This is a genomic window from Microbacterium sp. MYb62 (genome assembly GCF_002979475.1).
In the GTDB taxonomy this organism is placed as follows: Bacteria; Actinomycetota; Actinomycetes; order Actinomycetales; family Microbacteriaceae; genus Microbacterium.
This window is the reverse complement of record NZ_PCOY01000040.1, coordinates 1-14,082: the sequence shown is the minus strand read 5'-3', so window position 1 is coordinate 14,082 and position 14,082 is coordinate 1. Positions and strand designations below refer to the sequence as shown.

Here is a 14,082-nt window from a genome sequence, read left to right as displayed (position 1 = left end):
CCCACCCCCAGGACTCCGCGACCGCGCACCCGCACCCGCAGAACTCCGCGACCACGAACCCGCACCCGCACCCGCAGGACTCCACGACCGCGAACCCGCACCCGCAGGACTCCACGACCGCGAACCCGCACCCGCAGGGCTTCGCGACCGCGACCGCCGCTCCGCCGACCGCCGCTCCGCCGACCGCAGCGCCGACCTCTCCGCAGTCGTCGCGATCGCGCCGCCTTCCGCGTGCGCCGCGCACTCCGCGCCGATCGCCCCGTCCGTGGGCGAAGGCCAAGGCACTCGGCGCCGTCTTCGCGATCGGCGTGATGGTCACCGGAGCGGCACTGCCGGCCCTCAACCCGGCAGGCGCTCACGGGGCGACCACCCCGGTCAGCCGCGCATCGGCAGACGGCACCGCGCAGTCCTACACGTCGACGGACACGATCCGCGCCGAGATCTCCGCACGGGGAACCTTCTCCGCGACGACGCCGGAAGAGGTCAAGGAGACGCGCTCGCGCGCCGTCGCGGCCGCACTGGCCGCCGGGATGTCCCTCGACAGCGCGGTGGAGATTCCGGTGGCAGACCGCATCGTGATGCCGATGGCGGACGGCAGCTACTCCTTCTCCGACAGCTTCGGAGCCTCACGACCGGGACGATCGCATCTCGGTCAGGACTTCGCGGCTCCCGTCGGCACGCCGATCAATGCGGCGATGAAGGGCTGCGTCTCGCGATCCACGGAGAGCTACCAGGGCTACGGCGTGACGATCCAGATCGAGAGCATCGTCGACGGCCAGGCCGTGAGCACCGTCTACTCGCACATGACGTACGGCAGCCGTGCGGTCGAGGTCGGAGACTGCGTCGAAGAGGGCCAGTACATCGGCGACGTCGGATCGACCGGGTACGTGTTCGGGTCGTGCCTGCACTTCGAGGTCCACATCAACACGGTCCCCGTCGACCCGCGCCCCTGGCTCACGAAGAACGTGACCTGACCCCGACGGGCCGATACGCCCGAGAAGGTCTCCGAGGTCGTCAGTCGAGGACCGCGGCGACGCACTCGATCTCGACGAGCTGGTGGTCGTACCCGAGCACCGTGACGCCGAGCAGCGTGCTGGGGACGTCGTGATCGCCGAACGCGTCCCGCACGACTTCCCACGCGGAGACCAGGTCCGCCTGCTGCGTCGATGCGACCAGGACGCGGGTGCTGATCACGTCGGCGATCCCCGCGCCGCTGTCGGCGAGCGCCGTCTTCATGTTCTCCACGCACACGGCGGCCTGCGCCGCATGGTCGCCGATACCGGCCGTGGTGCCGTCCGCGTTCAGCGGGCAGGAGCCCGCGAGGAAGATCAACCGGGAGCCGGCGGGGGCGGTGGCGGCGTACGCGTACTCCGCCACGTCCGAGAGAGACGGCGAGCGGAGGAGGGAGACGGCGGAAGGCATGGCGGAATCCTTTGAGATCGCGACGAAGGGTTAAAGCTAACATAGCTCGGTTAACGATCCGGCGACGGTAGAGTCGTCTCGTGGCGTACTGGGATCACGAGAAGCCGGTGCGACGGGTGCGCTCGCTTCAGGCCGAGGGGATCGCGCGCGTGTCATCCGCCCTGCTCGACGAGGGCGGCCTGCGCGCACTCACGCTCCGCGCGGTGGCCCTGCGGCTCGGCGTGGCAGCGTCGAGCCTGTACTCCCGGGTCGAGTCGGTCGACGACCTGTTCGACCTCGCCCTGGACGGCGCCCTGGGCGAGGACGCCGACGTCGCGGCCGCACTCACCGAGGCGACCCTGCCCGAGCTGATGCTGGCCTATTACCGCTACCTCGTGCGGCACCCCTGGGCATGCCAGGTGGTCGCCTGGCGCGCACCACGCGGCCCGAACTTCGTCCGCCTGTCCGAGCGGATGATCGACCTCCTCGTCGACGTCGGCGCCCGAGAGCCGCTGACGATGGCCTATGTGCTGGCGAATTACGCGATCGGGTGCGCGACCACGGCACCGATGGCGGAAGACGAGGCGCTCACTCCCGTCGACCCGAGCTCCGCGCCCGAATACGCGCGCCTGCACGCGGAGCACCCGGTGGATCCCGCCGTGATCTTCCGGACGGGCATGGACGCACTGCTCTCCGAAGCCGGCGTGCCCACGGGGTGATCGGATCCGAGGCGCGTCCTGCGATGACGCCTCGACCTCAATGCCCCGCGGCGAGCGCCTGCGCGCGCGACTCGCCTCCGGGGGCGTCTTCGCCTCGGCGGCGGAGCACGAACAGGGCGACGGCGAGCGCGACGATCAGCACGGCGGCGAGAGTGAGGGAGCCGAGCATCAGCCCGTGATGGAGCGCCTCCCGTTCGCGCGCGCCGGCGTCGACGAGCGCACCCGTGGCCGAGCCGATCACCGAGGCGACCACCGCGGTCCACAGTGCGCCGCCGATCATCCCCGTCGAGTTGGCCAGCCCGGAGATGACACCGACCTCGTCTTCTCCGGCGGTCGACATCGCGAGACTCATGATCGGCGGCAGCACCGTCCCGATCCCGAGCCCGAGGAGGAGCAGCGGGGCGAGCACGTCCCCGAGGTAGGCGCCGTCGATCGGCACCCGCGCGAGCAGCAGCACCCCCGCCACGTACACCAGCAGGCCGACGACGAGGGTGATTCGCTCGCGGAACCTCCGCACCAGGAACGGGGCGATCAGGATCGAGGCGACCGCGGTGACGACCGCCAGTGGGACGAACGAGAGCGCCATCTGCATCGGCGCGTAGCCGAGCACCTGCTGCAGCAGCAGGGTCGCGATGAAGAACGAGCCGTACAGGCCTCCGGTGACGAGGAACTGGATGATGTTGGCTCCGGCGACGTTGCGATCGCCGAGGACGGCGAGGTCGAGCAGCGGAACCTTCGCCCTCCGTTGCCGGATGACGAAGCCGACCAGCAGGATCGCGGCGCCTCCGAGATCCGTGAACGTCGAAAGCCCCCACCCGAGGTGCTCGGCATTGATGACCCCGTAGACCAGCAACGAGACCGACGCCACGAGGAGGACTGCCCCGATGACGTCGAGGCCGGCGGAGAGGCCGAGCCTTCGCCCGCGGGGAAGGATCCGCCAGCCGACGAGGAAGCTGACCAGCCCGATCGGGAGGTTGATGAAGAAGAGCCACTGCCAGCTCGTCAGCTGCATGAGCACGCCGCCCAGCAGCAGCCCGAGCGCTCCTCCCCCGGCGAAGACGAAGCTGTAGAAGCCGATGGCCTGCGTCTGCTCGGAGGGCTCGGTGAACATCGTCACGATCAGCGCGAGCGTGACCGCGGTGATCAGGGCGGCGCCGGCCCCCTGCCCGAAACGCGAGACGACCAGCATCACCGCGTTCTGCGACAGGCCGGCCGTGACCGACGTCAGCGTGAAGATCGCAATCCCGGCCAGGAGAACCCGCCGATGTCCGATCAGGTCGCCGAGGCGGCCGGCGAAGATCAGGAGCCCTCCGTAGGCGATGAGGTACGCGTTGATCACCACGACACCCCGCCCGGCGAGAAGCCGAGCTCCTCCTGCATCACCGGCAGTGCGACATTGACGATCGTCTCGTCGAGGATCGTCATCAGCGTGCCGATGCAGAGAACGATGAGCGCGATCCAGCGCGCGCGGGTGGCCTTCATGGCAGTGTCCCTCCGGTGAGAACGCGAACGATCCGACGGTAGCAGATGATCTAGAATTAGACGATCTATTTATGGAGGGGCTGTTGTACGATGGGGCGATGAGCGCACGCACGGTGAGCGACCTGGTCGTCCAGCTTCAGATGCTGACGAGGACGATAGAGCAGCAGGCGTCCGACGAACTCGCAGGACTCGACACCACGCTGCGCACGGTGAGCGTGCTGCTGTGCGCCGCGTCGGGCGAGAAGACGCAGAAGGAGCTGTCGGAGCTGGCGTGCCTGGACAAGTCCACGATGGTGAACACCCTGGATGCGCTCGAACGCGACGGGCTCGCCGAGCGCACGGCCACCGCGAAGGACCGCCGCGTGCGGATCGTCGAGGTCACCGACAGGGGCAGGAACCTCGTGTCGTCGACCTCGCACGCGCTCGACGGTCTCTACGAGTCGCTGCTGCACCACCTCCCCGAAGAGGATCGCGAACCGTTCCTCCGCTCTCTCGCGCGACTCTCCCAGATCTCCTAGGAGCGCCGCGTCCCGACGCCGCGCGCGTCACCGCGCCGGGACAGGCATCTCCGCGAGCCGGAGCCAGGTCTCCACGACGGTGTCGGGGTTCAGCGACATCGACTCGATCCCCTGGGTGACCAGCCATTCGGCGAGGTCGGGGTGGTCGCTCGGGCCCTGCCCGCAGATGCCGACGTACTTCCCGGCACGGCGGCACGCCTCGATGGCCATCGAGAGCATCCGGAGCACGGCGGGGTCCCGCTCGTCGAACGTCGAGGCGACCAGCCCGGAATCACGGTCGAGGCCGAGCGTGAGCTGCGTCATGTCGTTCGAGCCGATCGAGAAGCCGTCGAAGTACTCGAGGAACTCGTCGGCCAGCACGGCATTCGACGGCAGCTCGCACATCATGATCACCCGCAGGCCGTTCTCGCCTCGGCGCAGCCCGTTCTCGCTCAGCAGCTCGGTGACCGCCGCCGCCTCACCCAGGGTGCGGACGAACGGGACCATGATCTCGACGTTGGTGAGACCCATCTCGTCGCGCACGAACCGCAGCGCCTCGCACTCCATGTCGAAGCACGCCCGGAAATCCGGGGAGATGTACCGGGATGCGCCGCGGTAGCCGAGCATCGGGTTCTCCTCGTGGGGCTCGTAGAGGTCCCCGCCGATGAGGTTCGCGTACTCATTGGACTTGAAGTCGCTCAGGCGCACGATGACGGGCTCGGGGGCGAAGGCGGCGGCGATCATCGACACCCCCTCCGCCACGCGACGCACGAAGTACTCGCGAGGCGACGCGTAGGCCGCGATGCGCTCGGAGATGTCGGTCCGCAGCGGCGCCGCCAGCGACTCGTGATCCAGCAGCGCACGGGGATGGATGCCGATCTGCCGGTTGATGACGAACTCGAGGCGCGCGAGCCCCACCCCGCGGTTGGGCAGCTTCGAGAAGGCGAACGCCTGATCGGGGGTGCCCACGTTGAGCATGATCTTCGTCGGGCTCTCCGGCATCTCGTCGAGCCGCGTGATGATCTCCTCGAATCCGAGCATCCCCTCGTACACGAAGCCGTTGTCGCCCTCGGCGCACGAGACGGTGACCGCCTGCCCGTCGCTGAGCACCGTCGTCACGTCGCCGGTACCCACGACCGCCGGGATGCCCAGCTCGCGGGCGATGATCGCCGCATGGCACGTGCGCCCCCCGCGGTTCGTGACGATCGCGGAGGCGAGCTTCATGATCGGCTCCCAGTCCGGGTCGGTCATGTCGGCGACGAGCACATCGCCGGGCTGGAAGGCATCCATCTGCGCCAGCGACGTCATCACCCGCACGGGACCTGCGCCGATCTTCTGCCCGATCGCGCGACCGACCGTGATCGCCTCGCCCGACTCCTCCAGCACGAAGCGGCGCATGACGTTGCCGTCGGCGCGCGAGACGACCGTCTCCGGACGCGCCTGCAGGATGTACAGCCGCCCGTCGATGCCGTCCTTGCCCCACTCGATGTCCATCGGACGCCCGTAGTGCTCCTCGATGACGAGAGCCTGCCGTCCGAGCTCCTCCACTTCGGCGTCGGTGATGCTGAACCGCACCCGTTCGCCGGCGGCGACGTCTGTGAACACGGTGCTGCCACCGGCATGCGTGCCGTCGGCGTAGACCATCTTCACGGCCTTCTCGCCGACCGATCGCTTGAGGATCGCCGGGCGCCCCGCCCGCAGCGCCGGCTTGTAGGCGTAGAACTCGTCCGGGTTCACCGCCCCCTGCACCACCGCCTCGCCCAGACCGTACGAGCTGGTGACGAACACCGCCCTGTCGAATCCGGACTCGGTGTCGACCGTGAAGAGCACGCCGGAGGCCCCCACGTCGGAGCGGACCATCCGCTGGATGCCCGCGGAGAGCGCGACGTCGTGGTGATCGAAGCCGTGATGCACGCGGTAGGCGATGGCCCGGTCGTTGTAGAGCGACGCGAACACGCTGCGGATCGCCGCGAGGATGTTGTCGATGCCGCTGATGTTGAGGAACGTCTCCTGCTGCCCGGCGAACGACGCATCCGGCAGATCCTCCGCCGTGGCGCTGGATCGCACCGCCCACGAGACGGAATCCGGCTGCGGGTCGGACGAGACCAGAGCGGCGTACGCCTCTCGGATGTCCTGCTCGAACGCGGCGGGGAGCGGCTGCTGCTCGATCCACTCGCGCACCGTCGCACCGACACGCGCGAGCTCGGCGACATCGGCGACGTCGAGCGCCTCCACCGTCGACCGGATCCGCTCGTACAGGCCGTCCGCGGCCAGGAAGTCGCGGTAGGCGTCGGCGGTCGTCGCGAAACCTCCCGGCACGCTCACCCCCGCCCCGGAGAGGTTCGAGACCATCTCGCCCAGGGAGGCGTTCTTGCCCCCGACCTGGGCGACGTCGGCCATGCCGATCTGCGTGAACCAGAGGATGTTGGTCATGAGGACTCCCGAAGATGATGCATCGTGCGCGTGGGGGGTGGAGCCGCGATCAGCTGCGCAGCCGCATGGACTGCATGATCACGGCGGACATCTCCTCCACGGATTTCGTGGAGGAGTTGAGGAAGGGGACGCGGTTGCGGCGATAGAGGTCCTCCGCGCGGCGGATCTCGAGCGTGCACTGCGCCAGGCTCGAGTACACGGTGTCCGGACGCCGTTCGTGGCGCACCTGACTCAGCCGGAGCGGGGTCGTCGTCAACCCGAAGCACTTGCTCGCGAACCGGTCGACGGTGGCCGGAAGCCCATCCGACGGGAAGTCGTCGTCGGTGAGCGGATAGTTGGCGACCAGGAGTCCGTACTGCAGCGCCAGGTACATGGTCGTGGGCGTCTTCCCGCAGCGCGAGGGCGCGATGATGATGACGTCGGCGATGTCGAGGGCACGCATGCTCTGGCCGTCGTCGTGCTCGATGGCGTACTCGACCGCGCGCATCCTGGCGAAGTACCGCTCGATGTCACCGACACCGTGATACTGGCCCAGCTGCTCGGATGCCGCACTGCCCAGCGACGTCTCGAGCTCCCGCAGGTGCCCGCCGAGGAGGTCGATCACGACACCGCCCGAGCCGTGCAGCTCGGCGAGGATCTGCGCGGACTTCACGGTCGTGAAGATGATCGGGGCGGCGCTCGCGGCGTGCAGGGGAAGATCGGCGATCACGGCCCGCGCCCCCTCGACCGAGTCGACGAACGGCACCGTGTGCCGGCGGAACCGCACACCGGGGAAGTTCGCGAGGAGCGCGTTGCCGAGCACGCCCCTGGGGCTCTCAGGCGACGAGGGGTGGCTGCTTGCAGGCTCGGGCACGCTCCGAGCCTAGGAAAGTACCATCGTTCATCATCTGCTCAAGACAAGAAAGAACACCAGAAATTACCGGTGGCGCAAGCATCGCGCGCTCCGGGGCGGCGTTCAGCCCCAGACCTGCGGCGGTGCGGGCGTCCAGTCGTTCTCCCGGATCCAGTCCTCCAGCGTCCGCATCCCCGGATGGAGGGCGCGCGAGGCGGCGAGATCGGCACGGAACCCCTTGTGCTCGAAGAACTCGTACATGTGGGCGATGTCCTCGCTGTATGCGCGGACGGCCTCGATGTCGGATTCCTCGTAGCGCGCGGGCACACCCGTGACCGTCGCGAACGCCTCGGCCATCTGCCCCATGGTGAGCTCATCCCCCGCGAAGGCCACCTTCTCTCCGAGATAGGCGCCCGGCTCGGCGAAGACCTTCGCCGCCACGACGCCGATGTCCTCCGCGGCGACCAGCTGGATCCGGGTATCGCGCTTCGGCGGCCACGCGATCACGATCTCGCCGTCGACGAGCGGCGGAACCGCATAGGTGCCGAAATTGTCCATGAAGGCGACGAGCCGCAGCACCGTCGCCGGAAGACCCAGCTCGTGGATGCGGTCCTCGACGCGCTTCTTGCTCTCGAAATGCGGCACACCGCTGTCCCGCTCCGCACCGTCGATCGACGCGTACACGAAATGCTCCACCGCAGCGCGCTTCGCCGCATCCGCCACGGCGATACCCTGACGGATCTCGCCCTCCACGCCGCCGGGGCCGGAGAACGACTGCACGCTGTAGACGCCGTATGCGTCGGCGAACGCGGCATCGAGCGTCTCCGGCCGATCGAGATCGGCCGTGGCGAGCGTGGCTCCCGCCTCGACGAGCGCCCGGGCGGCGGGTGCTTCGGGATCGCGGACGAGGGCCCGGACATGCCATCGGCCATCGGCGAGCAGGTGGCGCGCGACCGCGCCTCCCTGCTGCCCGGTGGCTCCGATGACCGCGATGGTACGACGAACGTTCATGATTTCCTTCCTGTCGTGCAGATGCCCGGAAGCGGGCGGGGCGAACGGACGGGGCTCAGGCGACGGCAGCCTCGGCATCGATACGGGCATCGGCCTGCGCGCGCATCCGACGACCGAGCTCGCGGACGCCTGCGGACACCTGCTCCTCGTTGGCCGCGACGATCGCGTCGGTCGAGACGAGGCGCCAGTCCGGCCCGTACGCGTCGCGCGGCAGGGTGATCTCCACGTTGCCGCCGACGAGGTCGAGCCCGATGAACTCCAGAACCCCGCGCAGCTGCGCGCCCGAGAGCCCGCCGCCGTGGCCGCCGTAGCTGACGATGAGGGCGGGCTTCGCCTTCCACTCGTGGAAGAGGAAGTCGATGGCGTTCTTCAGGGATGCCGGGTATCCGCCGTTGTACTGCGGGGTCAGGAACACGACGCCGTCGCTCTCGGAGATCAGGCGGCTCCATTCCGCGGTGTGCGCGTTGCGGTAGTCGCCGAGCGCGGGCATGCGCGGCTCATCGAGCATGGGCAGGCCCACGGCTGCGAGGTCGACGATCTCGACGCGCGCACCCGAGGCCTCCGCGACGAGCGGTGCGAGGGCGTCGGCGATCTGATCGCCGACACGGACGGGACGGACGCTGCCGACGATGATGCGGATGAGCGGAGCGGAGCTGGAGGTGGTCATGCGGAGGATCCTTCGGGGAAGAGTCGATTCGAGTGGGAGGACATCAGGCGGGATTCGGCGTCGGCCGACGGACGAAGAACGCACCGACCACGACGACGAGGGACAGGACGGCGCCGATCAGGAAGGCCTGCTGGATGCCGCCGGCCTGTGCCGCCGTCGCCTCGGCGCCGTTCGCCGCGAGCTCCCCGGTCGTCATCGCGAGGATGGTGATGAAGAGAGCGGTGCCGGCCGCGCCGGCGACCTGCTGCACGGCGCCGACGGCCGCCGAGCCGTGCGAGTAGAGCTCGGGGCGCAGCGAACCGAGGGCCGATGTGAAGAGCGGCGTGAACATCAGGGCGAGCCCGATCGACAGGGCGACGTGCGCGACCACGATGAGCCACGGAGGCGTCTGGACGGACAGCCCCGCGAGCGCCCAGAGGGCCGCGCTGACGATGATGCTGCCGGGGACGACCAGGGGCCGCGGCCCGTAGCGGTCGAACAGCCGCCCGACGGTCGGCGCCACCAGCCCCATCACGAGACCACCCGGCAGCATGAGCATGCCCGTGACGACGGGGGTCAGCGCCAGCACGTTCTGGAGGTACACGGGCAGCAGGATGAGCGTGCCGAACATCGCCGCCATCATTACGGTCATGAGCGAGATCGCGATGGTGAAGCTGCGCGAGCGGAAGATCCGCAGGTCGAGCAGCGCACGACCACGGTCCTGCAGCGCGAGCTGACGCCACACGAACGCGCCGATGCCCAGCGCGCCCGCCCCGAGCGCGATCCACATCTGCCCGCCGCCGCTGCCGTCGGCCGCCCCGCCGATGAGGCTGAGCCCGAACACCAGACCGCCGAAGCCGACGGCGGAGAGGATGACCGAGAGCACGTCGAGCGGCACACGGCTGGTCTCGCCGACGTTGCGGATCCGGCGGTTGCCGACGATCAGCATGACGACCGCGATGGGGAGCACGATCCAGAACAGCGCGCGCCACGAGGCGAGGCTCAGGACGAGTCCGGACACGGTCGGTCCGAGCGCCGGCGCCACCGACATGACGATCGAGATCCGCCCCATGAACCGCCCACGGGACTCCATCGGCACCAGCGTCATGATGGTCGTCATGAGCAGCGGCATCATCATGGCGGTGCCGCCGGCCTGCACGATCCGTCCGACCAGCAGCACCTCGAATCCGGGCGCGAGCGCCGAGACCAGGGTGCCGATCGAGAAGAGGGTCATCGCCGCGGTGTAGATCTGCCGCGTGGTGAACCGCTTGAGGAGGAAGCCGGTGATCGGGATGATCACGGCCATCGTCAACATGAACGCCGTGGTGAGCCACTGCGCGGCCGTGATCGTGATGCCGAGGTCTTCGACGAGGTTCGGGATCGCGACACCCATGACGGTCTCGTTCAGGATGACCACGAACGCGGCGCCGAGCATCAGCCAGATGACGCGCAGGCGCTGAGGGTCGGCCGTGTCGGTGCCGGTCGGCGGCGCCTCGACCCCGCTCATGCGAACACGACCCAGGCGACGCCGATGATCACGGCGACGATCCCGAGCGCGAGGCTCGGCATGAGCGACTCGCGACGACGCACGTGGAGCGCGACGGCGACCGTCATCATGATCGCGAGACCGAAGGCCGCCACGGGGGTGAGCCACGCCGCGACGCCGGTGGCGGCGGGCAGCACGAGGCCGACGGCGCCGACGACCTCGAGGGCGCCGATGGTCTTGAGCTGGCCGGGGTTGACGGCCTCCACCCAGGCCATGCGCTCGTTCGCGCCGACGCGCTCGTACGGGGTCACGACCTTCATGGTTCCGGCGAGGGCGAAGAGCACGGCGAGCATGCCGGTCGCGATCCAGACGGCGATGATCATGGGGAGTCCTTTCACGGTTACGAAGAGTACGTAACGCACGATCTGTTATCGTATTCCTCGAGGCCCCCGCACTTCTCCGTGCGTCACGCACCCCGAGGTGCCCTACCCCGTCTGGAGGCGGCATGACCGATCGACCCAGCCACACGCTCTCCGGCCCACCCGTCGGGATCGACCCGACCCATGAGGGCACGGCGATGTGCGGGGTCGAGAACCCCGCCAGCAGCATCATCCGCGAGCTCCTCGCCCGGGTGGGAGACAAGTGGAGCATGCTCGTGATCGGCGTCCTGCACGACGGCCCGCTGCGCTTCACGCAGCTGCAGCGCACGATCGACGGGATCTCGCACCGGATGCTGACGCAGACCCTCCGCAGCCTCGAGCGCGACGGGCTGGTGACCAGGACGAGCTACCCCGAGATCCCGCCGCGGGTCGAATACGCGGCCACACCGCTCGGGCGCTCCCTCTCCGAACCCGTGATCGGGCTCGTGCAGTGGGCCGCGGATCATCACACCCAGATCCGCGACGCCCGCGACGCCTTCGACGACGAGGCGACGCCGACCGACCGTCCGTGAGCGGCCGTCCGTGAGCGGCCGTCCGTGAGCGGCCGTCCGTGAGCGGCCGGGTCTCACCCGGCGGATCCGGCCGTCAGGACGCCCATCCGGCCCCGTCATGCAGGCGGAGCAGGCGCCGGTAGTCCTCGGCGTTGGCCCGGATGCCGGCGAGCTCGGCCATCGCGAGAGGCCGACGCACCACGGCGGGAACACCGGCCACGAGCGATCCGGCGGGGATCTCCGCTCCCTCCAGCACCACTGCCCCTCCGGCGATCAGGCTCTCCTCGCCGATCACGGCGCCGTTGAGCACGACCGCCCCCATACCGATGAGCGTGCCTTCACCGACGGTCGCCCCGTGGATGACGGCATTGTGTCCGATGGACACGTCGTCGGCGATGATCGTCGGCGCCCCGATGTCGGTATGGATCGCGACGCCGTCCTGCACGTTGCTGCCCCGTCCGATGACGATCCGCTCCAGATCCGCCCGCAACACGGCGTTGTACCAGACGCTCGCACCGGCGCTCAGTTCGACCTCGCCCACCAGGCGCGCACCCGCGGCGACGAACGCATCCGGGGCGATCCGCGGCCGTCGACCCCCGAGCGCGATCACACTGGCCTGCTCCGACACGGTCATGCGACACTCCCTCCGTCGATCCGGCGGGGCGCCCCCGTCGGATTGACCGCCCGCAGCTCGGGCGGCAGCATCCGCTCGGGGGCGTTCTGATAGGCGACCGGCACCAGGAATCGTCGCAGCGACGTCGCGCCGACGGAACTGTGCACGCTGCCCACCGTCGACGGCCACGGTCCGCCGTGATGCTGCGCCCACGAGATCGGGACCGCCAACGGCCATTCGTCGAACACCACGCGCCCGGCCCCGTGTGCGAGGATCGCGGCGATCGCGGCGAAGGCCTCGTCGTCCGCCACTCCCGCCCCCGCGTCTCGGGCACCCCACAGCGTGGCGGTCAGGCTGCCTTCGAGCAGTCCCAGCGCGGCGGGGAGCTCCGCTTCCCAGGCGTCGGGCGGGTACCGGACCAGCACGGCCATGGGGCCGAAGCACTCCTGCTGGAACGCGGAGGGATCGGCGAGGAACGACGCCAGATCGGTGGCCACGAGCCGAGGCAGCGACGCGTCCCCCTCCGCTCGTCCCGCGAGGAGGACCTCCGTGTCCGCGCGGCGGGCGAGCATGTCGAAGCCGTCGTCGAAGGCGCGAGAGATCCCGGGGGTGAGCAGCCGCTGCGGTTCCGTGGGGCGCAGCGCGCCCTCGACCTCCGCCTCGATCGCGCTCCCACTCGGCAGGAACACGAGACCGGGCTTGGTGCACGCCTGCCCTCCGTCACGGGCGAGCACGCCGGCGAGACCCGCCCCGATCTCCCCGGCACGACCGGCCGCCGCCGCGGGCGAGATCACCACGGGGTTCACGGAGCCGAGCTCGCCGTAGAACGGGATCGGGTCGGGTCGCGAGACGGCCGCGTCGAACAGCGCACGCCCACCGGCCGTCGACCCCGTGAAGGCCGCGGCACGGATGAGCGGATGCCGCACCAGCGCGATGCCGCTCTCGAAGCCCTCGACGAGCACGAGCGCATCGACCGGCGCCCGGGCATCGGCCAGCACCTCGCGTACGATCACGGCCAGGCGGCGCGACAGCCTCGGATGCGCCGGATGCCCCTTCACCACGACGGGTGCGCCCGCGGCGAGCGCGGCAGCGGTGTCGTTGCCGATGACGGAGAAGGCGAACGGGAAGTTCGAGGCCCCGAACACGGCGACCGCACCGATCGGGCGCAGCATCCGCCGCAGATCACTGCCGGGGGCGGGCGTCTCGCCGTCCGATCGCTCGATCGTGACCTCCAGGTAGCCGCCCTCCCGGACCACCTCGGCCACGAAACGCAGTTGCTCAGCCGCGCGGCCGACCTCCCAGGCGAGGCGTGCCGGAGCGAGGTTCGTCTCCTCGTGCGCGAGGTCGACGAGCGCGGGGCGGTCTTCCTCGAGGGCGACGGCGATGCGGTCGAGGATGTCGGCGCGCGCGCGTCGCGACACCCGCTCCCACCCCGACGCGGCAGCGGCTGCTGCTGCGCTCTTGACGTCGTCCGGGGTGCTCGTCTCGTCCTCGCCCATGCGTCCTCCTCGGGAATCCGGCGAGAGCTTCGTCTCGCCGTCGGTCAGAATGCGTCGTGCCCGGTGAGCGCCCGCCCGATCACGAGCTGATGCATCTCATCGGTGCCCTCATAGGTGCGCACCGCTTCGAGGTTCGCGGCGTGACGCATCACGGGATACAGGTCGGTGATGCCGTCGCCGCCGAGCAGTGCCCTGGCGGTGTGAGCGACACGGAGGGCCTCGCGCACGTTGTTGAGCTTGCCGACGGAGATCTGCGCGGGCAGGAGTCTCCCCGCCTCCTTCGCCCTGCCCAGGTGGAGGGCGAGATGCGTGCCGGTGCTGATGGCGGTCGCCATGTCGGCGAGCTGCGCCTGCACGAGCTGGGTGGCCGCGAGCGGTCGGCCGAAGACCTCGCGGGTGGACACCCGGCTCACCGCGACCTCCAGACACGTCCTCGCCGCGCCCATCGCGCCCCAGACGATGCCGTAGCGCGCCTCGTTCAGGCAGGCGAACGGCCCGGAGAGCCCGGCTGCGCCCGGAAGCAGCGCCTCCG

Annotated in this window: 16 protein-coding genes; 4 read left to right on the top strand and 12 right to left on the bottom strand. The window is 69.8% G+C overall.

From position 1 onward, the window contains the following. A partial coding sequence (locus CQ042_RS19990) for a M23 family metallopeptidase (protein ID WP_258132375.1) occupies window positions 1-974 on the top strand: 974 nt, incomplete at its 5' end. A 40-nt stretch (window positions 975-1,014) separates the two neighbouring features. Here CQ042_RS19990 and CQ042_RS19985 read toward each other — a convergent pair. Continuing rightward, window positions 1,015-1,422 carry a RidA family protein gene (locus CQ042_RS19985; RefSeq protein ID WP_105672186.1) on the bottom strand — a complete coding sequence of 136 codons (408 nt, stop codon included), beginning with the start codon at window positions 1,420-1,422 and terminating at the stop codon, window positions 1,015-1,017. 80 nt (window positions 1,423-1,502) lie between these two features. Between CQ042_RS19985 and CQ042_RS19980 the strand changes: the two genes are divergently transcribed. Beyond that, window positions 1,503-2,120 (top strand): TetR/AcrR family transcriptional regulator, encoded by a 618-nt coding sequence (locus CQ042_RS19980; RefSeq protein WP_146115444.1) that lies wholly within the window; start codon window positions 1,503-1,505, stop codon window positions 2,118-2,120. A 37-nt stretch (window positions 2,121-2,157) separates the two neighbouring features. Here CQ042_RS19980 and CQ042_RS19975 read toward each other — a convergent pair whose 3' ends face one another. After that, window positions 2,158-3,462 (bottom strand): MFS transporter, encoded by a 1,305-nt coding sequence (locus CQ042_RS19975; protein WP_219844887.1) that lies wholly within the window; start codon window positions 3,460-3,462, stop codon window positions 2,158-2,160. Further along, window positions 3,456-3,602 carry a hypothetical protein gene (locus tag CQ042_RS20630; RefSeq protein WP_219844886.1) on the bottom strand — a complete coding sequence of 49 codons (147 nt, stop codon included), beginning with the start codon at window positions 3,600-3,602 and terminating at the stop codon, window positions 3,456-3,458. The genes CQ042_RS19975 and CQ042_RS20630 overlap by 7 nt, the downstream gene beginning before the upstream one ends. A 98-nt stretch (window positions 3,603-3,700) precedes the next feature. On the opposite strand from CQ042_RS20630, the gene CQ042_RS19970 reads away from it, so the two are divergent. Continuing rightward, entirely contained in the window at window positions 3,701-4,120 is a 420-nt protein-coding gene (locus tag CQ042_RS19970; RefSeq protein WP_105672188.1) for a MarR family winged helix-turn-helix transcriptional regulator, read from the top strand. A gap of 27 nt (window positions 4,121-4,147) precedes the next feature. Here CQ042_RS19970 and ppsA read toward each other — a convergent pair whose 3' ends face one another. The 6 genes from ppsA to CQ042_RS19940 all read right to left on the bottom strand — a co-directional run bounded on the left by ppsA (window position 4,148) and on the right by CQ042_RS19940 (window position 10,890). Further along, a complete protein-coding gene (gene ppsA / locus CQ042_RS19965) occupies window positions 4,148-6,532 on the bottom strand; it encodes a phosphoenolpyruvate synthase (protein WP_105672185.1) in 2,385 nt (794 codons plus the stop codon). A 49-nt stretch (window positions 6,533-6,581) separates the two neighbouring features. Further along, on the bottom strand, window positions 6,582-7,385 hold the full coding sequence (locus CQ042_RS19960) for a pyruvate, water dikinase regulatory protein (RefSeq protein WP_105672184.1): 804 nt from the start codon (window positions 7,383-7,385) through the stop codon (window positions 6,582-6,584). 102 nt (window positions 7,386-7,487) lie between these two features. After that, window positions 7,488-8,375, bottom strand: a complete 888-nt coding sequence (locus CQ042_RS19955) for an NmrA/HSCARG family protein (protein ID WP_105672183.1) — start codon at window positions 8,373-8,375, stop codon at window positions 7,488-7,490. A gap of 55 nt (window positions 8,376-8,430) precedes the next feature. Continuing rightward, on the bottom strand, window positions 8,431-9,042 hold the full coding sequence (locus tag CQ042_RS19950) for an NADPH-dependent FMN reductase (protein ID WP_105672182.1): 612 nt from the start codon (window positions 9,040-9,042) through the stop codon (window positions 8,431-8,433). A gap of 43 nt (window positions 9,043-9,085) precedes the next feature. Next, window positions 9,086-10,528 (bottom strand): MDR family MFS transporter, encoded by a 1,443-nt coding sequence (locus CQ042_RS19945; protein ID WP_105672181.1) that lies wholly within the window; start codon window positions 10,526-10,528, stop codon window positions 9,086-9,088. Further along, window positions 10,525-10,890, bottom strand: a complete 366-nt coding sequence (locus CQ042_RS19940) for a DoxX family protein (protein WP_105672180.1) — start codon at window positions 10,888-10,890, stop codon at window positions 10,525-10,527. The genes CQ042_RS19945 and CQ042_RS19940 overlap by 4 nt, the downstream gene beginning before the upstream one ends. Window positions 10,891-11,012: 122 nt before the next feature. On the opposite strand from CQ042_RS19940, the gene CQ042_RS19935 reads away from it, so the two are divergent. Then, entirely contained in the window at window positions 11,013-11,459 is a 447-nt protein-coding gene (locus tag CQ042_RS19935) for a helix-turn-helix domain-containing protein (protein WP_308736992.1), read from the top strand. Window positions 11,460-11,532: 73 nt separating this feature from the next. Here the strand turns inward: CQ042_RS19935 and CQ042_RS19930 are convergent, their stop codons facing one another. The 3 genes from CQ042_RS19930 to CQ042_RS19920 form a co-directional block, all read right to left on the bottom strand. After that, window positions 11,533-12,072 (bottom strand): gamma carbonic anhydrase family protein, encoded by a 540-nt coding sequence (locus CQ042_RS19930; RefSeq protein ID WP_105672179.1) that lies wholly within the window; start codon window positions 12,070-12,072, stop codon window positions 11,533-11,535. Next, window positions 12,069-13,550, bottom strand: a complete 1,482-nt coding sequence (locus tag CQ042_RS19925; RefSeq protein ID WP_105672178.1) for an aldehyde dehydrogenase family protein — start codon at window positions 13,548-13,550, stop codon at window positions 12,069-12,071. The genes CQ042_RS19930 and CQ042_RS19925 overlap by 4 nt, the downstream gene beginning before the upstream one ends. A 44-nt stretch (window positions 13,551-13,594) precedes the next feature. After that, window positions 13,595-14,082: acyl-CoA dehydrogenase family protein (locus tag CQ042_RS19920; protein WP_258132373.1), on the bottom strand; the 488-nt coding region annotated here is incomplete at its 5' end.